The organism is Rhizomicrobium sp., from assembly GCA_037200045.1.
GTDB lineage: Bacteria > Pseudomonadota > Alphaproteobacteria > Micropepsales > Micropepsaceae > Rhizomicrobium.
Genome location: JBBCHM010000001.1, coordinates 1,119,179 through 1,140,968, shown reverse-complemented (window position 1 = coordinate 1,140,968; position 21,790 = coordinate 1,119,179). Strand labels below are relative to the sequence as shown.

Sequence of the window (21,790 nt, the reverse complement as noted above, 5' to 3'; positions counted from 1 at the left end):
ACCGATTCAACCGGACGGGGCGCGGAATCGGCGCGCCGGGCGGTGCGGAACACGCACATTATTTCTTCGCCCTTTCCAGGGGTTTTGCTATACTGCGAAACCTGAGTCCCGGCCGCCTGGAAGCTTAAGGAAATCAACGGTTTACAAACCCGTCCGCGGGGGCTGGACCCGGAGTTTTCAAGCGGCCCGAAACCTTGCAGCGAGAACGATGAAAATCAACGTCGAACGCGGTGCCTTCCTGAAGGCGCTGAGCCACGTCCAAAGTGTCGTCGAACGCCGCAACACCATTCCGATCCTCTCCAACGTCCTGATCGAGGCCGGCAAGAGCCAGCTCAAGCTGACCGCCACCGATCTCGATATCGAGATCGTGGAGGCCATTCCGGCCGACGTGCTGCGCAACGGCGCGGCGACCGCGCCGGCGCACATGCTCTACGACATCGTGCGCAAGCTGCCCGAGGGCGCCCAGGTGCAGGCCGAGTTGCTGACCAGCGAGGGCGGACGGCTCGCAGTCTCGGCCGGCTCGGTGCGGTTCGAACTCGCCTGCCTGCCCAAGGAGGACTTCCCGCAAATGGCGGCGGGCGCCCTGCCCCACCGCTTCCGCCTCGCCGCGGACGATTTGAAACGGCTGATCGACAAGACCCGCTTCGCCATGGCGAGCGACGAGACGCGGTTCTACCTGATGGGCATCCACATGCACGTCACCAAGGACGGCAAGGCGAAAGTCCTGCGCGCCGCGGCGACGGACGGCCACCGGCTGGCGCGCTTCGAACTCGACCTGCCCGAGGGCGCGGCCGACATGCCGGGCATCATCGTGCCGCGCAAGACGGTGACGGAACTGCGCCGGCTGCTCGACGACGCGGACGGCGCGATCGAGATCTCGCTGTCGGACACCAAGATCCAGTTCACCTTCAACGGCGTGGAGCTGACCTCCAAGCTGATCGACGGCACCTTCCCGGACTATCAGCGGATCATTCCCGCCGGCAACGACAAGGCGCTGTCGCTGGAGGCCAAGGAGTTCTCCCATTCCGTCGACCGCGTCTCGACCATCTCCGCCGACAAGACGCGCGCGGTGAAGCTGGCGGTGGCGAAGGACAAGGTGACGCTCTCGGTCGTCAATCCGGAAAGCGGCACGGCGACGGAGGAGTTGAGCGCGACCTACAACGCGCCGGCGATGGAGATCGGCTTCAACGCCAAATATCTCCTCGACATCACGAGCCAGATCGAGGGCAAGGACATCCGCTTCCTGCTGTCCGACGCCGGCTCGCCCACCATCATCGAGGACGGCGACGACGCCCGCTGGCTCTACGTCCTCATGCCGATGCGGGTCTGAGATTGAACACCCAGCCGACACAGCGCCCGGACGGCGCGGCGTCCGCCTTTGAGGCAACGCACGCGCGGCTGGCGGTGACGCGCCTGACCTTGCGCAATTTCCGCTCCTATGCGGAAGCGGAGCTTGGCGTGAGCGGCGCACCCGTGGTGCTGGCGGGGCCGAACGGCGCCGGCAAGACCAACCTGCTCGATGCCATCTCGCTGCTGTCGCCCGGGCGCGGCCTGCGCGGCGCCAGGCTCGGCGAACATGTGCGGCGCGGGCCGTCGGCGCCGTCCGATGCGCTGTGGGCTGTGGCGGCGACCGTGATGCGCCAGGGCGAAGCGTACGAGGTCGGCACCGGACTGACGCTCGGGCCCAATGGCGGCGAGCGGCGGCAGGTGCGCCTCAACGGCGCGCCGGCGCAGAATTCATCCGAGCTCGGCGAGCTGGTGCAGATGCTGTGGCTGACGCCGGCGATGGACCGCCTCTTCATCGAGGGCGCGAGCGGGCGACGCAAATTCCTCGACCGGCTGGTGCTCGGCTTCGATGCCGGCCATGCGCGGACCACGACGCGCTACGAGACCGCGATGCGCGAGCGGGCGCGGCTGTTGAAATTCGGGCCGCGCGATCCGGCCTGGCTCGACGGGCTCGAAGCCGAGATGGTCGAGGCCGGCATCGCGATGGCGGTCTCGCGGGCGCAGACCGTCGAGCGGCTCAATCGCGCGCTGGCCGCACGGGGCGAAGCCGGGGCATTCCCCAGCGCGCAGCTTGCCCTCGACGGCGAGACCGATGCGCTGCTGGCCGAGCTCGGCGACGGCGCGCGGGAGGCCTTGCGCGAGAAACTCGCGCGGTCGCGGGTGCGCGACGCGGAAGCCGGGCGCACGACGGCCGGGCCGCATTTGACCGATCTTTCGGTGCGCCATACCGCCAAGCGGGCCGATGCGCGCGAATGTTCGACCGGCGAGCAGAAGGCCCTCCTGATCTCCATCGTGCTGGCCGATGCCTGGGAACTGTCCGCGGCGCGGGGCGGCCATGCGCCGCTGCTGCTGCTGGACGAGATCGCGGCGCATCTCGACGTCGTGCGCCGCGCGGCGCTGTTCGAGGAGATCGCGGCGCTGGGCGCGCAGGCCTGGATGACGGGGACCGACCTGTCGCTGTTCGCGGGCCTGAACGGCCGCGCGGACGTGTTCCACGTCACCGACGGCCAATTCGCCCGTCAGGAGTAGCACTTTGGTCCTTTCACTCACGATCCACGGCACGGCTTTGAATTGATGTCAGGCGATACCACCAACGGTCACGGACTCAACGGCGGCACCGGCGACGGCGCCGAGGAATACGGCGCCGACAGCATCAAGGTGCTGAAGGGCCTCGATGCCGTGCGCAAGCGGCCGGGCATGTATATCGGCGACACCGATGACGGCTCGGGCCTGCACCACATGGTCTACGAGGTCGTCGACAACGCGATCGACGAGGCGCTGGCGGGCTATGCCACGCGGGTCGACGTGGCGCTGAACGCCGACGGCTCGGTCACCGTGCGCGACAATGGCCGCGGCATCCCCACGGGCATCCACGAAGGCGAAGGCGTCAGCGCGGCCGAGGTCATCATGACCCAACTCCATGCCGGCGGTAAGTTCGAGCAGAACGCCTACAAGGTCTCGGGCGGCCTGCACGGCGTCGGCGTGTCGGTGGTGAACGCGCTCAGCGAGTTCCTCGATTTGCGCATCTGGCGCGACGGCAAGGAACACTACATGCGTTTCCGCCACGGCGAGCCCGAGGCGCCGCTCAGGATCGTGGCCGACGCCAAGCCGGGCCAGCGCGGCACCGAAGTGACCTTCCTGCCCTCGACCGCGACCTTCACCAAGACCGAATTCGATTTCGCGACGCTGGAGCACCGGCTGCGCGAACTGGCCTTCCTCAATTCGGGCGTGACCATCATCCTGGCCGACAAGCGCGGCGTCGAGGCGAAGGAGACCACGCTGCATTACGAGGGCGGCCTCAAGGCCTTCGTGCAGTATCTCGACCGCACCAAGACCTCGCTGATCTCCGCGCCGATCATGATCATCGCCGAGCGCGACGGCATGACGGTGGAAGTCGCGCTGACATGGAACGACAGCTACCACGAGAGCATGCTGTGCTTCACCAACAACATCCCGCAGAAGGACGGCGGCACGCATCTGGCCGGCTTCCGCGCCGCGCTGACGCGGGTGGTGACGAAATACGCCGACGAGATGGCGACCGCCAAGAAGGACAAGGTGCCGCTGACCGGCGACGATTGCCGCGAGGGGTTGACCTGCGTGTTGTCGGTGAAGGTGCCCGATCCGAAATTCTCGTCGCAGACCAAGGAGAAGCTGGTCTCCTCCGAAGTGCGCCCGGTGGTGGAGAGCGTCGTGATCGACCAGCTCGGCCGCTGGCTGGAGGAGCATCCGGGCGAGGCCAAGCAGGTCGTCGGCAAGGTGATGGAGGCTGCTCTCGCGCGCGAGGCGGCGCGCAAGGCGCGCGAGCTGACGCGGCGCAAGGGCGTGCTCGACGGCGCCTCGCTGCCGGGCAAGCTGGCCGACTGCCAGGAGCGCGATCCTTCGAAATGCGAAATCTTCATCGTCGAGGGCGACAGCGCCGGCGGCAGCGCCAAGCAGGCGCGCAACCGCGAGAACCAGGCGGTGCTGCCGCTGCGCGGCAAGATCCTGAACATCGAGCGCGTGCGGTTCGACCGTATGCTGACGAGCGATTCCATCATCTCGCTGATCACCGCGCTCGGCACCGGCATCGGGCGCGAGGAGTTCAACGCCGACAAGCTGCGCTATCACAAGATCATCATCATGACCGACGCCGACGTCGACGGCGCGCATATCCGCACGCTGCTGCTGACATTCTTCTATCGGCAGATGCCCGAGCTGATCGAGCGCGGGCACATCTATATCGCCCAGCCGCCGCTCTACAAGGCGGCGCGCGGCAAGACCGAGGTCTATCTGAAGGACCAGCAGGAATACGACGATTACATCCTCTCCGAGGGTTCGGAGGGCGCGGTGTTCACGCTGCATTCGGGCGAGGTGGTGGCCGGCGCGGATTTCGACGCGGTGGTCTACAAGGCGCGGCAGGCGGTGGCGGCGCTGAACGGCTTTCCGCTGCACTATCCGCGCTTCGTGCTGGAGCAGGCGGCGATCGCCGGCGCGCTCAATCCCGAGATCGTCGCGGACAAGGAGAAGGTCGCGGCCGCCGCGACCTATATCGCGCAGCGCCTCGATCTGCTTTCCGAGGAGTTCGAGCGGGGCTGGCACGGCGAGCCGACCTCCGACGGCGGCCTGAAATTCTGGCGCGAGGTGCGCGGCGTGCGCGAGGCGGTGGCGATCGACGGCGCGCTGATCGACAGCGCCGACGCGCGCAAGCTCGACCGCATGGCGCCGGATTTGCAGCACGCCTATCTCAAGGCCGGCCAGCTTCGCCGCAAGGACGAGACGGTGGAGGTGCGCGCGCCGAGCCAGCTTCTGGAAGCCGTGCTCGACTGGGGCCGCAAGGGATTGTCGCTGCAGCGCTACAAGGGCCTGGGCGAGATGAATCCCGAGCAGCTCTGGGAGACGACGCTGGACGAAAACGCCCGCACGCTGCTGCGCGTAAAAGTCGAGCATGTCGACGAGGCGGACGATCTCTTCACCAAGCTGATGGGCGAAGTGGTGGAGCCGCGCCGCGAGTTCATCCAGGACCACGCCCTGAACGCGACGCTGGACGTTTAGGGAACTCCACGGAACGCCGTCCGCCGATACCGCAAATCCGCGCTCGTGGTGTTGACGTGTATTACATATAAGTACAACTTAAGATTGCATTGCTCTACCGGGCGTTCCATGGGATTTCGCCTCTCGCGTGCAAGTCTGTTTCCGGGGATAAGGCTCAACCTAAGCAGCGGCGGCATCAGCACCACGCTCGGCCTGCGCGATATCGAAGACGAGCCGGCCGCCGCGACGAGCGTCGGGCTCTTCGCGCTGCAGAACATTCTCGACCAGGCGTTGCGCAAGCGGGCCGAACTGCTCCAGACGCTCGCGCGGGCGGGACGGCGCGAGCGGCGCGCACGCTTGGCGCTATCGGCGGCACAGTGCTTTCTCCTGCGCCTCGTGTTCCGCCGCCGCCTGGCCGCGATCGCGCGCAAGGCGTTCGAGGCGCGCAAGACCTGCGAGCGCCTGAACGGCGATCTCGCGGCCTGCATCGTGGACATCGATTTCGGGCTCGGCACCAAGGCCGTGGAGAAGTTCGACGGGCTGGTGGACGCGTTCGCGGCGCTGGGACGAAGCGACGGCATATGGGACATCACCGCATCGGAGCGGCAGGCCCGGCGCGGCGCGAAGATGCCGCGAACGCCGATCGTCTTCGCCGCCGAAGGCCTCGACATCGTGCGCAGCGACGCGCGAGCCTTTCGCCTGCCCAGCGCACAGGGTTCGACGCTGATCGTCTATCCGACGGTCGCGATCCGGTGGCGGAGCGCCGACGACTTCGCGCTGTTCGACGCCCGCGACATCCGCTTTACGATCTCGGCGTTGAGCCTGTGCGAGGAAGGCGTGGTGCCTGACGACACCGAACTGAGCGGCCACACCTGGCTCATCGCCAATCGCGACGGTACGCGCGACCGCCGCGCCAGCCGCAACCGGCAGATTCCCATCCTGCGCTATGGCAGCGTCGCGCTGCGCAGCGAGGTCGGCGGCGATGCGAACTATCTCGTCAGCAGCTATGCGCGGACCAGCTATTTCCGCAGTGCCTGGTACGAATTCCGCGCCGCCCTGCGCGATGCGCAGGACACCGCGCCCTGGCACATGCCCGATCCCATCACGGACGAGGACTTCATGCCGCCGGAAGCCTTTACGCCGCCGGCATCGCCCGCCTCCTTTTTCGCCGATTGGTTCGTGCTTGGGTTGTGCGGCCTGGCGCTCGGTGCCGTGGTGATCCGGCATATCCCTCCGCCGGCGCCGACGGAGCTCCCTTCGACGACCGCAAGCCTTCCGCAATCCGCGCCCGCGGCGAAGCACGACGTCGTGCTGGTGATGCAGAGCACCGCGACCATCCGCGCCGCGCCAAGCGAAACATCCGCGATCCGCGCGCGCGCCAGGCTCGGCGATATCTTCGAGGTCTACGAACAGCGCAGCGCCTGGCTCCATGTCGGCGAGAAGCAGCCACTCGGCTGGGTCCGCGCCTCCGAGGTCACGCTGCCAGGGCCGTAGACATCGAATCTCAGATCGCGTGCGGCGCGCTGAAATACCGCTCCAGCCGCGCCAGCGCCTCGTCGATCACCGCGTGCTTCTTGCAGAAGGCGAACCGGACCATGTGGTCGGGCGTGCCGTCGTCGAAGAACACGCTGAGCGGGATCAGCGCGACTCCGGCCTCCTTCGCCAGGCGCTCGCAGAAGGCGCGGTCGGGTTCGTTGGTGAGGCCGCGAATGCCGGCGGTGAGGAAGTAGGTGCCTTCGCAGGGCAAGACATCGAAGCCCAGTTTGGCGATGCCGGCGGCGAGCTTGTCGCGCTTGGCCTCGAGCTCCCGCGTCAGGTTCAGCGTGAAGTCGATCTCGTTTTCGATGCCATAGGCGACGCCGAGCTGCAGCGCAGTCGGTGTGGTGAAGGTGATGAACTGATGCGCCTTGGTCACGACCTCGACCAGCGCGCGCGGGCCCGCGACCCAGCCGACCTTCCAGCCGGTCAGCGAGAACATCTTGCCGGCCGAGCCGATGCGCACGCAGCGATCCGCCATGCCGGGCAGCGCGATCAGCGGCGGCACGGTCTTGCCGTCGAAAACGAGGTGCTCATAGACCTCGTCGCAGATCACCACGGCGTCGGTGTCCTTCACCACGCGCGCCAACGTCCCGAGCTCCTCGCGGTCGAAGACGCGGCCGACCGGGTTGAGCGGCGTGTTGATCAGGACGGCGCGGGTCCTGGGCCCGACCACGGCGCACAGATCCGGTTCGGTGAGTCGGAAGCGCGGAGGGCTAAGCTTCACGCTTTTCACCGTGGCGCCGACGGCCAGTGCGATGGGGCGGTAGGAATCGTAGGACGGCTCGATCAGCACGAACTCGTCGCCCTGCCCCACCAGGCCCATGATCGAGGCGGTCAAGGCCTCGGTGGCGCCGGAGGTGATCAGCACCTCGGTCTCGGGATCGAAATCCAGGTCATGGAACCGCCTGGCGTGGCCGGCGATGGCGCGGCGCAGCTCCGCCCGGCCTTTCATCGGCGGATACTGGTTGGGCCCCTCGATCAGCGCGCGCGCCGCGGCTTCGCGCACGGCGAGCGGGCCGTCCTCGTCGGGAAAGCCCTGGCCGAGATTGATCGCGCCATGCTCGACCGCCAGGGCCGACATATGGGTGAAGATGGTGGTCGGCAGCGAGGCGAAGACGGGGTTGAACGGCCTGCTCACTTACAGCTCGTCACCTTTGCGCGGTTTCTTGCCGCGCTTGCGGTTCAGGATGCGGTCGAAGGCACGAAAGTCGGCCCGCCCCCGGCGCTCGGCGAAGAACTCCGCGGTCTTCAACGCGCTCACCTTTTCGGCAACCGCCGACGTCACGAACTGGTTGATGCTCGTGCCGTCCTCCTTGCTCAATTTCTCGACCGCCTTCTTCAGCGATTTCGGCAAGCGCAACGCGTATGCGGCCGTTTCCTTGCTCATCCCATCCTCTTCAAGGCATCGCTCGGCAACAGAACCGCGATACCAAACATCCGTGGAGCGGACCCGAAATCGCCGATGTTGAACGTCACGATGGCGTCCGCTCTCCCATTTGCCGCCGCCTCCAACACCATTTCGTCGGCGGCATCGCGCAATTGCGGCCGCCAAAGATAGTGAGGTTCGACCGGCTCGGCCATAGCGATCAACGCGTCGAGGAAAATCCGAACCTCCTCCTCGTCCAAACCCGCCGCGGTCCGATGTTCGGCCCGGCTGCAGACCGCCTCGTATTCAATCGCCAGCGGGACACTCACCAACAGAGTCAGCCGTTCCTTGCGCGCCGCACGCAGCAGCGTCGCCGATGCCCCCGCGGGGCTCCGCAACGCAGCAACGACGCAGGACGTATCGAGGACGATCCGCACGACAAAAAAACTATCATATCGTATGCGATATGAAAAGGCCGTCCGCAAGCGCGCCTCCGTAGAACCCCTAATACGAGATCGGATTCAGGGTCCGTTAGGCCGCGGAGCCGCTAGTCGCGCGTGGTGTCCACATGGAAAATTTGAAATGTATTTGAGCGAGGAAGAAGCCCGGGAGCGCTGGTGCCCGTTCGCCAGGGTCGACGGCAGCAACCGGGTGTTCAATACCCTCAATGACGGCTTCAAAGGCTCGCCCGCGCCCTATCACTGTATCGCCAGCGCATGCATGGTCTGGCGCGAGGTCCATGTCTCCAATCTGAAGGCCGGAACCGGCGTCGCGATGGCCAATCACGGCTATTGCGGCATGGCCGAGCGGCCCGAATTCGGGTGAGTTTCGGGCGGCGCTATTTCAGGCAGTTTGCCTATTTATCGATCCTTTGCCTTCGGCCCGCGAAGAAGATATTTCATAAGCGCTTGATTTCGCTTGGCCAGAGGCTTGGCACAGACCCTGCTTCTTCGTTAACGACGCGGTGTATCCAAACCGCACGGGAGAGATAAATGAAGAAGATCGAAGCGATCATAAAGCCGTTCAAACTCGATGAAGTGAAAGAGGCGCTGCAGGAAGTCGGCGTCCAGGGCATCACGGTGACGGAGGCCAAGGGCTTCGGCCGCCAGAAGGGCCACACCGAACTGTACCGCGGCGCCGAATACGTCGTGGATTTCCTGCCCAAGGTGAAGATCGAAATCGTGGTCGACGAGGCGCGGGTCGAGGCCTCGGTCGAGGCGATCCAGAAGGCTGCGCGCACGGGACGCATCGGCGACGGCAAGATATTCGTCCTCAATGTCGAGGAAGCCATCCGCATCCGCACCGGCGAGACCGGCGCGGACGCCATCTGAAGAATCCCGCGTTGGGTAAGTTCAACTTCTTGAAGGGGAAGACGTACGACCATGGCAAATAGTCCGGCAAGCATTCTGGCGATGATCAAGGCCAAGGAGGTCAAGTTCGTCGACGTGCGGTTCACCGATCCGCGCGGCAAGTGGCAGCACGTCACCTTCGACCTATCCATGGTCGACGAGGACTTCCTGACGAACGGAACGATGTTCGACGGATCGTCCATCGCGGGATGGAAGGCGATCAACGAGTCGGACATGACGCTGGTGCCCGACCTCGACACCGCGGTGATCGATCCGTTCTTCGCGCAGACCACGCTCGTCATCATCTGCGACGTGGTCGAGCCGACCACCGGCCAGCGCTATGGCCGCTGTCCGCGCTCGATCGCCAAGGCGGCCGAGAAATATGTCAACGCGTCGGGCGTCGGCGACACCACCTATTTCGGCCCGGAAGCGGAGTTCTTCATCTTCGACGACGTGCGCTTCGAGGTGGGGATGAACAAGGGCTACTACTATCTCGACGCGATGGAAGGCGCCTACAACACCGGCACGGAGTACGAGCAGGGCAATCTCGGCCACCGTCCCGGCGTCAAGGGCGGCTACTTCCCGGTGCCGCCGGTCGACTCGGCCCAGGACATGCGCGGCGAGATGCTCGCCATCATGGGCGACATGGGCATCCAGCCGGAAAAGCACCACCACGAGGTCGCCACCGCGCAGCATGAACTTGGCTTCAAGTTCAACACGCTGACCAAGTGCGGCGACTACATGCAGATTTATAAGTACGTGATCCACCAGGTCGCGGCCGCCTACGGCAAATCGGCGACCTTCATGCCCAAGCCGATCTTCGGCGACAACGGTTCGGGCATGCACGTGCATCAGTCGATCTGGAAGGGCGGCAAGCCGCTCTTCGCCGGCTCGGGCTATGCCGACCTGTCGGACACCTGCCTCTACTACATCGGCGGCATCATCAAGCATGCCAAGGCGATCAACGCCTTCACCAACCCGCTGACCAACTCCTACAAGCGCCTGATCCCGGGCTTCGAGGCGCCGGTGCTGCTCGCCTATTCGTCGCGCAACCGCTCGGCGTCGTGCCGCATCCCGTTCTCGGCCTCGCCCAAGGGCAAGCGCGTCGAGGTTCGCTTCCCCGATCCGGGCGCGAACCCCTACCTCGCCTATGCGTCGATGCTGATGGCGGGCCTTGACGGCATCGAGAACAAGATCCATCCGGGCGACCCGATGGACAAGGATCTCTATGCGCTGCCGCCGGAAGAGTTGAAGCAAGTGCCGACGGTTTGCGGCAGCCTGCGCGAAGCGCTGGAGAATCTCGACAAGGACCGCGGCTTCCTGAAGAAGGGCGGCGTGTTCAGCGACGACTTCATCGACGCCTATATCGAGCTGAAGATGAGCGAAGTGTACGCCTTCGAGCACACCCCGCATCCGGTCGAGTTCAAAATGTATTACTCGGTCTAAGCCGACCGAAAACTTGAAATGGAAAAAGGGCGCGCCGGTGGCGCGCCCTTTCTCTTTTCGTCACTTCGGGTGTCTCGCTAAGCAGCGGCGTGCTGAGCGCCGTCCTGCTTGGCATCGGGCTGCACGGCCGGGAGCACGACATAGGCGCAGCAGCCCTTGCCCGGCTCGCTCTCGAGCCAGGCGCGGCCGCCATGCAGCTCGGCGAGGCCCCGCACCAGCGCCAGGCCCAGGCCGGTGCCGCCGGCCTGGCGGTCGTAGCGGTTGTCGACCTGGCTGAAGGGCGTGAAGATCTTGTCGAGCTTCTCGCGCGGGATGCCGGGGCCGTTGTCCTGCACCGAAATCTGGAAGCCGCCGCAGCGCGCGAGCTCGGCGCGCACCGTGATGCGGCCGCCTTCGGGCGTGAACTTGACCGCGTTGGAGCACAGATTGATCAGAATCTGCTTGAGGGCGCGCTCGTCGGCGTGGAGCGGCGGGGCGGCGGGATCGACCTCGATGGCGAGCGTCTGCTGGCGCTCGCGCGCCTTGGCGCCGATCAGCTTGAGCGCGATGTCGAAGGTGCGGCGGGCATCGAGCGGATGCGGCGCGATCTCCATCTTGCCGGCCTCGATCTTGGCGACGTCGAGCAGATCGTTGATCAGGCTGAGCAGATGCGCGCCCGAGGAATGGATATCGCCGGCATATTCCCTGTAGCGCTGCGAACCGACCGGGCCGAAGCATTCCTGCGCGATGATCTCCGAGAAGCCGAGGATGGCGTTCAGCGGCGTGCGCAGCTCATGGCTCATATTGGCGAGGAAGGCGGTCTTGGAGGCATTCGCGGTCTCGGCCTCGAAGCGCTTGCGCAGGGCCTCGTCGCGGGTCTCTTCCAGCTCGCGCGCCAGGTCCTCGACCTGGAAACGCAGGCGGGCGTCCTCGTCGACGCGGCGCGCCAGGCGCCGGCCGTCGAAGAAGAGCTGCGCCGCGAAGGCCGGAATGACCAGCGCGGTGCCGTAGTCGAGCATCGAATCGCCGAAGGCGAAGCGCAGCGCCGCCACCGCGGAGATCGGCGCCAGGCAGGCGACGAACATGTCCATATGCGTGGCGCGGCTGACGATCAGCGTGGACAGCATCGCAAGCGTCGCGCCGGCGAGGAAGATATGGTTGAGCTCGCTCGCCGGATCCCAGAGCAGCCAGGGCACCAGGCCCCAGATCGTGCTGATGACGACCTGCAGGATCGTCATGCGCGCGAACCACGGGCGCACCGCCTCGTAGTCGGTCTGGCCGGCCGTCGTCATCTGATAGAAGGAGACGACGTTGGAGGCGAGGAACATCGTGATCGACACGATGATGGGAAGCAGGATCGCCTGCTCGAACGGGCGGCTGCCGAGATAGCCGAAGGCGTCGGAGCCGAGCCACGCCAAAGCCAGCGCCCAGAGCGGCGAGGTGAAGCGCGTGGTGCGCATCGCACCGGCGACGAGATCGAGCTGCGCGTTCAGGACGCGCACATCGGCGCTACGCCTGACTCTCAGCTGCTGTCCGAAACCCACTGGGCCACCCCTGCCTTGCGCCCCGGCACACGGGGCAGCGAGGATCGTACGCATGGGTTCTTAAAATTCTCTGAGACGGATAAAGGTTATCCGTTCGCGCGGGCGCGGCTGTTCCGCTCTTCGATCGCTAACGGAAAGTAAACGAAAACCATCGTGCCGCGGCCGAGCGTGCTTTCGATCCAGCAGCGCCCGCCATGCAGCACCGCGAGACCCTTCACCAGGGCGAGGCCGAGACCGGTTCCGCCGGCCTGCCGTCCGTAGCGATTGTCGATCTGGCTGAACGGCTTGAACAGGGTTTCGAGCTTTTCGGGGGCGATGCCCGGGCCGTTGTCCTCGACCTTGATCAGCACGCCGCCCTCCGCCGCGCAGCAGGCGGCGACGGCGATCCGTCCGCGCTCGGGCGTGAACTTGACGGCGTTGGAGAGAAGATTGAGTACGATCTGCTTGAAGGCGCGCTCGTCGGCCAGGACGCGCGGCAGCGCGCCGTCGACGTCATAGGCGATCGTCTGGCCGCGCGCGGCGGCGCGCGGCGCCATCAGCCGCCCGATCTCGGCGATGACGCGGGCCGCTTCGAGCGGCTGCGGGTCGATCTCCATCTTGCCGGCCTCGATCTTGGCGACGTCGAGCAGGTCGTTGATCAGGCTGAGCAGATGCGCGCCCGACGCGTTGATGTCGGAAGCGTAGTCCGAATAGCGCGCCGTCTCGCCGGGGCCGAGCGCCTGGCGGGCGATGATGTCGGAAAAGCCCAGGATGGCGTTGAGCGGCGTGCGCAGCTCGTGGCTCATATTGGCGAGGAAGACGGTCTTGGAGGCGTTCGCGCTCTCCGCCTCGACGCGCTTGCGCTCGGCCTCGCGCTTGCTCTCGCGCAGGGCGATCGAGAGGTCCTCCTTGGCGAATTCGGTCTTGAACGCGGCGTCGACGCGGACCCGGCCGGCAAGGCCCATCATCACGATATAGGTCGCCCAGATCGGCAGGAGCTGGGAGAGCACCAAGGAAGCCGAATCCGTCCCGGTCAAGGTTCGGGCCCAGAGCGCCAGGATCAAGGGCACAACGCCGGCGAGGAAGATTGGGGTGTGCGACAGGCGCGTGAAGAGGACGTTCCACACCACCGTCACCGCGATGAGCCCGACAAAGAGGTGGTTGACCTGCGAGGCGGGATCCCAGAACAGCCAGATTGTCGCGCCCCAGGCCGAACTGACGGCGAACTGCAGGACGCCGAGCTGCCATTCGAGGCGGCCGGGATCGGCGATCGCGTCCCGGTTGCGGCGGTAAAGCTCCATCGCCCAAAGCGACCCGACGCCTTGCAGGACAAGGGCGATGACGAGGTGGCTCCAGGGCAGATGGCCGAAGATCGACTGGGCTTCGAAGAAAGGAAAGCAGGCGACCGCCACGCCGAGCGGGTTGAGACCGGTCGACAGCGGCAGGGCGGCAATAATCGCCTGAAGGCGCGCCTGGGTGAAGCGCGCGCCCCTCAATCCGAATGCGGTATCCATGTGCATATCATCGCGCTCGCAGGGCGGCGATCTTCCGCACGGCCGGCAATCACTGTAAGCAGAGCAACGTTAAGAATTGCTCAGCAGATACAGTGGTTTCGCGGGAACTTTCGCTGTTATCATGAGCGCCTGCCCGAATCGCGAAAGTTCCCGGACCGTCAGGCCATGGCCAAATCACCCGATCTTTTCGACTCCGACGCCCCCCAGGGGAAAAGCTACACCGCCAAGGACATCGAGGTCCTGGAGGGCCTGGAACCCGTGCGCCGGCGGCCCGGCATGTATATCGGCGGCACCGACGAGCGGGCGCTGCATCACCTGGCGGCCGAAATCCTCGACAACGCGATGGACGAGGCGGTGGCGGGCTTCGCCAACCGGATCGAGGTCGAACTCGACGCCGGCGACGTGCTGACGATCCGCGACAATGGCCGCGGCATCCCGACCGACCCGCACCCCAAGTTCAAGAGCAAGTCGGCGCTGGAAGTGATCATGACCACGCTGCATGCCGGCGGAAAGTTCGGCGGCAAGGTCTACGACACCTCGGGCGGGTTGCATGGCGTCGGCGCCTCGGTGGTGAACGCGCTGTCGGACTGGATGGAAGTCGACGTCGCTCGCGACAAGCATTCGCGCAAGATGCGCTTCGAGCGCGGCCATGCGGTCGGCAAGCTGAAGGACATGGGGCCGGTCAACCGGCGCGGCACGATCGTCTCGTTCCATCCCGATCCGCAGATCTTCGGCAAGGACTGCCATTTCTCGCCGGCCACGCTTTATCGCATGGTCAAGTCGAAGGCCTATCTGTTCCGCGGCGTCGAGATCCGCTGGAAATGCGATCCGGCGCTGATCAAGGGCGAGACGCCGGCCGAGGATACGCTGAAATTTCCCGGTGGGTTGCTCGACTTCCTCAAGAGCGAGGTCGGCTCCAGCAACACCGTCACCCAGCGCGAGTTCTTCGGCCGCACCGAGAACAAGGACGGCAAGGGCGCGGTGGAATGGGCGGCGGTGTGGACGCCGCAGATCGATCCCTTCGTGCACTCTTACTGCAACACGATCCCGACCTCGCAGGGCGGCACCCACGAACAGGGCCTGCGCAACGCCCTGACGCGCGCGCTGCGCAGCCATGGCGAGCGGGTCAACAACCGCAAGACCGCGCTGGTGACGGCGGATGACGTGATGAGCGCGTGCTGCGCCGTGCTCTCGGTCTTCATCCGCGAGCCGGAATTCCAGGGCCAGACCAAGGACAAGCTGTCCTCGCCCGATGCGCAGCGCCTGGTCGAGACGGTGGTGCGCGACCACTTCGACCACTGGCTGGCGGAGAGCCCGGCGGAGGCCGACAAGCTGCTCGATTTCGTGATCGAGCAGGCGGAAGACCGGCTCAAGAAGCGGCAGGAAAAGGAGACCCAGCGCAAATCGGCGACGCGCAAGCTGCGCCTTCCCGGCAAGCTGGCCGATTGCACCCGCGACGGGCGCGGCGGCACGGAGATATTCCTGGTCGAGGGCGACAGCGCCGGCGGTTCGGCGAAGCAGGCGCGCGACCGCGCCACCCAGGCGGTGCTGCCCCTGCGTGGCAAGATCCTCAACGTGGCGAGCGCGGCGGCCGGCAAGCTGGCGCAGAACCAGGAGCTGAGCGACCTGGTGCAGGCGCTGGGCTGCGGCACGGGCGCGAAATACCGCGAGGGCGATCTGCGCTACGACCGCGTGATCGTGATGACCGATGCCGATGTCGACGGGGCGCATATCGCGTCGCTGCTGCTGACGTTCTTCTATCGCGAGATTCCGCAGCTCGTGCGCGAGGGCCATCTCTATCTGGCCATGCCGCCGCTCTACCGCCTGACGCAGGGCGCCAAGACGGAATATGCGCGCGACGAGAAGCATCGCGACCAGCTCCTCAAGACGGTGTTCAAGGCCAACGCCAAGGTCGAGGTCGGACGCTTCAAGGGCCTGGGCGAGATGATGCCGGCGCAATTGAAAGAGACGACGATGAAGCCGGGCGCGCGCTCGCTGCTGCAGGTCGAGATCGCCGAGGACAACCGCAAGGACACGGAGAGCATCGTCGAGCGGCTGATGGGCAAGAAGCCGGAGCTTCGCTTCCAGTACATCCAGGAAAACGCGCAATTCGCGACCGGCGTGGACGTGTGACGGGCGGTGTTACCGCACGACCAACCGGGTGAACACGATGGTGGTGTCGCCGCTCTGCGAGGCGACCGCCTCGGCGGGGCGGGCGGCCTCAAATTTCGCGCCGTCGGACGGCAGGCCGAAATGCTGTTCGCCGAGCACAAGATGCTTGGGGCCGGGCCGCCAGAAGACCAGCTTGACCGACTTGTCGCGGCAGTCCGCCGTCACGCAGGCGATGATCGTGCCGACAGGATTGAGGCTGCGCGCCGCCGGCAGGAAGACATGGCCGTCGATCTCGGCGCGCAGGAGCCCCTCTTCTTTCGGCACCAGGATCACCATGCGATCCGCTTGCGGCGAGCCGCGAAAGGTCAGCGTCAGCGAGCGGCCGCCGGTGACGGGCTGCGCCGTCACGGCGACGCGCGGCTCGGCGTAACGCAGCGCCCCGGCGGGCGCGACATAGGACTTCTGAAAGGCGAGCGGCGTCGCCATGACGGGCTTGGCGCCGAAGGGGGCGACCGCGCGCAGCGCCTTGGGCAAGGGCGCGCCGGCATCGGCGGCCCAGAACGCCCCGCCCGTTTCGTGATCGTCGACGAAGTCGATGTTCAGGCGCTGCGGCGCGTAGGCGCTATAGGCGGGGGAAAGACCGGCGACGATCGCGAAGGCCAGCGCGGCGGCAGCCAGCGCCGCCACGACGGTGTTTCTCTCGATGCGCCGCAACGGCCGCGCGGCCAGCAACGGCACCAGCGGCAGGACGCCGAAGGCGACCGGAACCGTGAACAGCGGATGCAGCGCGAGGCCCTGCACCGTTTCCGCCGTGCTCGCGAGCGACAGCCAAACCGCCATCATCGGCAGCGCGGCGATGAAGAGCGCGATCTCGCCGGCCGCTCCGGACCAGGCGCCTCGCAGGCGCGTCTGAACCAGCAGGATGGCGGCGCCGATCAGGCCCGGGAATAGGAAATACGGACTGACGCCCGGCACCAGGACGGCGGTGAGAAGACCGAGGGCGCCGATCCAGGTCCAGACCGACAGCGCCGTCAGGCGCACGCTCGCCCAGCGCGAGAGCGGCAGCATCACCGCCGCGATGCCAAGTGCCAGCGCGATCCGCAGCCAGGCGGGATAGGCGTAGGACGGATCGGGCCCGCCCGATACCGTCGCCGCAACGACATGCAGGAACCAGCCGAGGAGGGCACTGCCGGCAACGGCCACCAGCGGGATGGAGAACGCGGCGAGCCATCGGCCGATGCCCGCCACATCGACGCGCGACAGCCACGCCGCCGCAAGAAGCATCGCCAGCACGAGAATCGCGAGCGGCACCGCCCGGGAGGCGGGAAGGTGCGGCAAGAGCTTGCCGAACAGGGTGAGATAGATGTCGTCACCGCCCTTCAGCGTCACGAAATCGGCCTGCATCAGCCCACTGGCGACGCCGAGCACGCTGTCGCCATGGCTCTGCAGCGTCGCCTGGCTGAGATTGGCGCGGCGGTCCTGCGCGGTGTGATAGTCGGCGACGTGGCCGAGGAACGAGAAATTGTAGCCGGGCAACCCGTGGTCGAGGAACACCGTCAGGTCGGTGTCGTTGGGCAGCATCTTGTAGATCACCGCGAACAGCGAACCGGTCGCGTAAGCGGGGACGTTCTTGGCGTAGAGATCGATGAGCGGTCCGTCGCCGGGACTGGTCTGGAACAGAAGGCTTGGACCTTGATTGCCCCGCCCCTCGGCATTGATCGCGATGCCGACACGGGCGCGAAGAACAGGATTGTCGAGAAAGGCGTGAGCGCCGAGCAGGCCCGCCTCCTCGCCATCGGTGAGCAGCGCGATGATCGGATGTTTCGTCTTCATGCCGCGCGCCTGCAGGGCGCGCACGGTCTCCAGGATGGTGGCGACACTGGACTGGTCGTCGCCGGCGCCGGGACCGGCCGGGACGGAGTCGTAATGCGCCACCAGGACGATGGCCTTGCCCGCGCCCGGCGCGACCTCGGCGATGATGTCCTCGGCGGTGCCGCAGGCGAAGAAGCCGTAATCCGCGCGGGCCTCGCAGCCCATGCCGCGATAGAGGCTCGTCCTGATGCCCAGCGCGGCGAATTCGGCGCGGACGCGGCCCTGCACCGCCTTGTTGGCGGGCGAGGAGACGGGATGCGGCACTTCCGGTCCGAGCAGGCGGCCCAGCGTTGCGTAGGCGCGCGCGGCGGAGAATTCCGTCGCCGGGGCGTCGGCGCCGAGTGGGCGCGGCAAACCGTCGAAGGTGGCGCCGGCGAACCAGATCGCGACCGCGACCAGCGCGAGCGCGACGAGGCGCAAGCCCGTGCCGGACGATTTCAAATCCATGGAACACCCTCTCCCGCCGGCCGCGACTGTATCGCGGAAACGCGGGCGCGTCAGGCGGCGGGTGGACGCGCGCGAAAGGGCTGGATCATCTGGCCGATGAAGCCGGCCGGCATCGGATCGTCGATGCCGAACGCGGTCGGCTGGCGGCGCGGCATATAGTAGGTGCCGAACAGGATGTCCCAGACGGGAAAGGCGCCGGCGAAATTCTTGGCCTGGCCCTCGTCCGCCTTGGTGTGGTGCCAGCGATGGAAGGCGGGACTCGCCAAAACGGCGCGGAACGGTCCCAGGTCCCAGTCGAGATTGGCGTGCACCATGATGGCGTAGAAGGTGGTGGCCGGAGCATAGAGCGCGACCGTCGTCAGGTTGAAGCCGAGCACCACCAGCGGCACCGCCTGGATCAGCTTGGCGCCGATGTCGTTGACCGGATGCAGGCGGACGGACGACAGCCAGTCCAGTTCGGTGGAGGAGTGGTGCACGGCGTGGAACGGCCACAGCCACGCCCGATGGAACAGCCGGTGCTGCCAATAGCCAAAGAAATCGCCGACCAGGAAGACCTCGATGCCCTGAAGCCAGAGCGGCTGGCGGCTGAGGCCGCCATGGCCCTGCGCCAAGGTCTGATAGTGCAGCCCGAACAACAGGACGAGCGGGAAGACGACGATGCCGATAGCAAGCGGCGTGACGGCCTTGGTGATGATCGGGGTCCATAGCCAGTAGACGCAATCGGTCCAGAAGCCCTTGCGGAAGACCCTCTGCCCCGGCACCGACGGCCAGAGCCGCGCGAGGATCCCATAGAGGATCGTCAGCACGCCAAAGGCGATGACGAGACCGACGATTTGGCGCAGCAATTCCTTGTCATGGCCCACGCCGAGGTTCCCGTTCTCGACCGCTGTCAAACGCCTTCCGCCCGGCCGTCCGTCGCCGGAACTCTCGGCGCAATTGCCGCGGGTTGAAAAGTAAGAAAATTGCGCCTACATTGCGTTGCATATCGAGTCGGGCCGATAGGGGCCATCGACTTCGGGCGCTCGAAATGCGCCCCATCAGGAGCGTAAGACGAGCATCGAGACGACCGCCGGCGCGGAAGCCGGCATTGCAGAAGTACTTGAATCCCCGGTTTCTTCTGTCGAACCCAGCCCCCCTGCCGCCGCCGTGGTGAACGGCTTCGAAGGCCTTGGCCTGTCGGCCGAGGTGCTGAAGGCCGTGGCGGCCAGCGGCTATACCGTCCCCACCCCGATCCAGGCGCAGGGCATCCCCCATGTGCTGCAGCGGCGCGACATCATCGGCATCGCCCAGACCGGCACCGGCAAGACGGCGTCGTTTACCCTGCCGATGATCGAGATGCTGGCGCGCGGCCGGGCCAAGGCGCGCATGCCGCGTTCGCTGATCCTGGAGCCGACGCGCGAGCTGGCGGCGCAGGTCGCCGAGAGCTTCGAGAAATACGGCAAGTACAACAAGCTTTCGATGGCGCTCCTGATCGGCGGCACCTCGTTCGACGACCAGGAGAAGAAGCTGGATCGCGGCGTCGATGTCTTGATCGCCACGCCGGGCCGGCTGCTCGACCATTTCGAGCGCGGCAAGCTGATGCTGAGCCAGGTGCAGATCCTCGTCATCGACGAGGCGGATCGCATGCTCGACATGGGCTTCATCCCGGACGTCGAGCGCATCTGCAAGCTCATCCCCTTCACGCGGCAGACCCTGTTCTATTCCGCGACCATGCCGCCGGAGATCCAGCGGCTGACCGACCAGTTTCTGCACAATCCGGTGCGCGTCGAAGTCGCCCGCCCGGCGACCGCCGCGTCGAACATCACGCAGGAAGTCGTCAACATCCCGGCCAACGACTGGGCCAAGCGCGAGGCGCTGCGCCGGCTGATCCGCGAAGCGGAGCCGACGCTGAACAACGCCATCGTGTTCTGCAACCGCAAGCGCGATGTCGACGTGGTGTCCAAATCGCTCGTCAAGCACGGCTTCGACGCCGCCCCGCTGCATGGCGATCTCGACCAGTCGCTGCGCACCAAGACGCTGGACCGCTTCCGCGCCGGGGACCTCAAGATCCTCGTCGCCAGCGACGTGGCGGCGCGCGGCCTCGACATTCCGGCCGTCAGCCATGTGTTCAATTTCGACGTGCCGTTCCACCCGGACGACTATGTCCACCGCATCGGCCGCACCGGCCGCGCCGGGCGCAGCGGCTTTGCCTATATGCTGGCGACGCCGCGCGACGAGCGCCAGGTCGAAGCCATCGAGAAGCTCACCAAGACGACAATCCCGCGCAAGACGATGGAGAACATCGAAGTGCGCGAGGACCGCAAGCCGCGCCGCGACGAAGAGCGCCGCGGCGGCCAGAAGGGCGGCGGACGGGGACGCGGCGAGCGCCGCGACCGTTTCCGCCCCGACAAATTCCACGACCATGTGGCGCCGATGGAGCCCGCCGCGCCGACCGAAGCGGTCGCCGCGCCGGCGCCGGTCGAACAGGCGCGCGCGCCGGAACCGCAGCGTCACGAGAAGCCCCGGCACGAGAAGAAGCCGGAGCCGCGCCGCGAGCATCGCGAGCCGCAGGCCCAGCAGCCCGCTCAGCAAAAGCGCGAACGGCCGCACAAGGCGCATCAGGATCGCAAGAACGATGCGGCGCCGGTGAAGCCGGAGAAGCACGAATTGCCGGCCTTTCTGCTCAGGCCCGTGAACCTGCCGAAGAAGGCCGACGCGTAGAGCGTCATGGCCGCTCCGCCCGACCCGCTGCGCGAACATATCGAGCAGTGGGGCCTGACGCCGGATGGCGCGCCGTTCGAAACGCACTCGTCCTGGCTTTGCTTTGCGACACGGGGGCGCGAGCGCGCGTTGCTCAAGGCATTCAAGGCCGACAGCGACGAGGCGCCGAGCGCGCGCTATCTCGCCTTGCATAACGGCCATGGCACGGTGCGCGTGCTGGAAAGCGACGACCGCGCCATCCTGGTCGAGCGCATCGCGCCGGGCACGATGCTCAAGACGCTTGTGTTGGAGGGCCGCGACGACGAGGCAACGCACATCGTCTGCGACACGATCGAGAATCTGCAAGGCGCCAGGGCCGATCCGGCCGACTGGCCCGGGCATGAGGAGCAAAGGGCCGAATATGCCCGCCATGTCGCCCATCCGCCGCTGACCAAGGATATCGTCGACCGCGCCCGGGCGCTGTTCCTCGAACTCGATGCCACGGAGAGCGCGCCGGTCCTGCTGCACGGCGATCTGCATCACGAGAACATCCTGTGCGACGTGGCGCGGGGCTGGTTGGCGATCGACCCGAAAGGTGTGCGCGGCGAACTCGCCTTCGAACTCGCGGCGCCGCTGCGCAATCCGCCGGAGCGACCCGATATCTTCGCATCGAAGACTCAGATGGACCGCCGCGTGCGGATCTATTGCGAGCGGCTGGGCCTGGATCGCGAGCGGGTGCTCGGCTGGTGCGTCGCGCGCAATTGCATCGCCGCATTGTGGAACGCACGGCATCGGCCCCAGACCGAGCGCGGCACGACCTGGGCGGCCGCGACGTTGACGGCGCTCACACTCCTGGACGGTTGAAACCGAACAAAGATTCATCCGCCGGCGCGTGCAATTTTTCCGCGCGAGGCCTATATTTTTTGCGCTGCAATATAAGGCTTGCGG

The 21,790-nt window shown here is 66.4% G+C and carries 17 protein-coding genes; 10 read left to right on the top strand and 7 right to left on the bottom strand.

The window, feature by feature from the left end:
* Nucleotides 1–208 precede the first annotated feature (208 nt).
* The 4 genes from dnaN (at nt 209) to WDM86_05035 (ending at nt 6,510) form a co-directional block, all read left to right on the top strand.
* Nucleotides 209–1,330, top strand: coding sequence for a DNA polymerase III subunit beta (gene dnaN, locus WDM86_05050; GenBank protein MEI9989388.1), 1,122 nt, complete (start codon nt 209–211; stop codon nt 1,328–1,330).
* A gap of 2 nt (nt 1,331–1,332) precedes the next feature.
* On the top strand, nt 1,333–2,535 hold the full coding sequence (gene recF / locus WDM86_05045; GenBank protein ID MEI9989387.1) for a DNA replication/repair protein RecF: 1,203 nt from the start codon (nt 1,333–1,335) through the stop codon (nt 2,533–2,535).
* Between the two features lie 45 nt (nt 2,536–2,580).
* Nucleotides 2,581–5,037 carry a DNA topoisomerase (ATP-hydrolyzing) subunit B gene (gyrB, locus tag WDM86_05040; protein ID MEI9989386.1) on the top strand — a complete coding sequence of 819 codons (2,457 nt, stop codon included), beginning with the start codon at nt 2,581–2,583 and terminating at the stop codon, nt 5,035–5,037.
* 108 nt (nt 5,038–5,145) lie between these two features.
* Nucleotides 5,146–6,510 (top strand): SH3 domain-containing protein, encoded by a 1,365-nt coding sequence (locus WDM86_05035; GenBank protein ID MEI9989385.1) that lies wholly within the window; start codon nt 5,146–5,148, stop codon nt 6,508–6,510.
* A gap of 10 nt (nt 6,511–6,520) precedes the next feature.
* Here the strand turns inward: WDM86_05035 and WDM86_05030 are convergent, their stop codons facing one another.
* Genes WDM86_05030 through WDM86_05020 form a run of 3 tightly spaced genes read right to left on the bottom strand, consistent with a single transcriptional unit; the run spans nt 6,521 to nt 8,358 of the window.
* On the bottom strand, nt 6,521–7,693 hold the full coding sequence (locus WDM86_05030; protein ID MEI9989384.1) for an aminotransferase: 1,173 nt from the start codon (nt 7,691–7,693) through the stop codon (nt 6,521–6,523).
* Entirely contained in the window at nt 7,694–7,942 is a 249-nt protein-coding gene (locus tag WDM86_05025) for a hypothetical protein (GenBank protein ID MEI9989383.1), read from the bottom strand.
* On the bottom strand, nt 7,939–8,358 hold the full coding sequence (locus tag WDM86_05020) for a putative toxin-antitoxin system toxin component, PIN family (GenBank protein MEI9989382.1): 420 nt from the start codon (nt 8,356–8,358) through the stop codon (nt 7,939–7,941). The genes WDM86_05025 and WDM86_05020 overlap by 4 nt, the downstream gene beginning before the upstream one ends.
* A gap of 145 nt (nt 8,359–8,503) precedes the next feature.
* Between WDM86_05020 and WDM86_05015 the strand changes: the two genes are divergently transcribed.
* The 3 genes from WDM86_05015 to glnA all read left to right on the top strand — a co-directional run bounded on the left by WDM86_05015 (nt 8,504) and on the right by glnA (nt 10,716).
* Nucleotides 8,504–8,746, top strand: a complete 243-nt coding sequence (locus tag WDM86_05015; GenBank protein ID MEI9989381.1) for a hypothetical protein — start codon at nt 8,504–8,506, stop codon at nt 8,744–8,746.
* Between the two features lie 167 nt (nt 8,747–8,913).
* Complete coding sequence (locus WDM86_05010) at nt 8,914–9,252, top strand: P-II family nitrogen regulator (protein MEI9989380.1); 339 nt, start codon at nt 8,914–8,916, stop codon at nt 9,250–9,252.
* A gap of 51 nt (nt 9,253–9,303) precedes the next feature.
* Entirely contained in the window at nt 9,304–10,716 is a 1,413-nt protein-coding gene (gene glnA, locus WDM86_05005) for a type I glutamate--ammonia ligase (protein MEI9989379.1), read from the top strand.
* A 77-nt stretch (nt 10,717–10,793) separates the two neighbouring features.
* On the opposite strand, the gene WDM86_05000 is transcribed toward glnA, so the two are convergent.
* Together WDM86_05000 and WDM86_04995 are read right to left on the bottom strand one after the other, a co-directional pair.
* Nucleotides 10,794–12,197 carry a HAMP domain-containing sensor histidine kinase gene (locus tag WDM86_05000; protein ID MEI9989378.1) on the bottom strand — a complete coding sequence of 468 codons (1,404 nt, stop codon included), beginning with the start codon at nt 12,195–12,197 and terminating at the stop codon, nt 10,794–10,796.
* 128 nt (nt 12,198–12,325) lie between these two features.
* Nucleotides 12,326–13,732 (bottom strand): ATP-binding protein, encoded by a 1,407-nt coding sequence (locus WDM86_04995; protein ID MEI9989377.1) that lies wholly within the window; start codon nt 13,730–13,732, stop codon nt 12,326–12,328.
* A gap of 165 nt (nt 13,733–13,897) precedes the next feature.
* Between WDM86_04995 and parE the strand changes: the two genes are divergently transcribed.
* Complete coding sequence (parE, locus tag WDM86_04990) at nt 13,898–15,865, top strand: DNA topoisomerase IV subunit B (GenBank protein MEI9989376.1); 1,968 nt, start codon at nt 13,898–13,900, stop codon at nt 15,863–15,865.
* Between the two features lie 9 nt (nt 15,866–15,874).
* Here the strand turns inward: parE and WDM86_04985 are convergent, their stop codons facing one another.
* Together WDM86_04985 and WDM86_04980 are read right to left on the bottom strand one after the other, a co-directional pair.
* Nucleotides 15,875–18,163 carry a M20/M25/M40 family metallo-hydrolase gene (locus WDM86_04985; GenBank protein ID MEI9989375.1) on the bottom strand — a complete coding sequence of 763 codons (2,289 nt, stop codon included), beginning with the start codon at nt 18,161–18,163 and terminating at the stop codon, nt 15,875–15,877.
* 50 nt (nt 18,164–18,213) lie between these two features.
* Entirely contained in the window at nt 18,214–19,056 is an 843-nt protein-coding gene (locus WDM86_04980) for a sterol desaturase family protein (GenBank protein ID MEI9989374.1), read from the bottom strand.
* A 256-nt stretch (nt 19,057–19,312) separates the two neighbouring features.
* Between WDM86_04980 and WDM86_04975 the strand changes: the two genes are divergently transcribed.
* Both WDM86_04975 and WDM86_04970 read left to right on the top strand, forming a co-directional pair.
* Nucleotides 19,313–20,863 carry a DEAD/DEAH box helicase gene (locus WDM86_04975; GenBank protein ID MEI9989373.1) on the top strand — a complete coding sequence of 517 codons (1,551 nt, stop codon included), beginning with the start codon at nt 19,313–19,315 and terminating at the stop codon, nt 20,861–20,863.
* 6 nt (nt 20,864–20,869) lie between these two features.
* Nucleotides 20,870–21,706 carry an aminoglycoside phosphotransferase family protein gene (locus WDM86_04970; GenBank protein MEI9989372.1) on the top strand — a complete coding sequence of 279 codons (837 nt, stop codon included), beginning with the start codon at nt 20,870–20,872 and terminating at the stop codon, nt 21,704–21,706.
* The last annotated feature ends 84 nt before the right edge of the window (nt 21,707–21,790 follow it).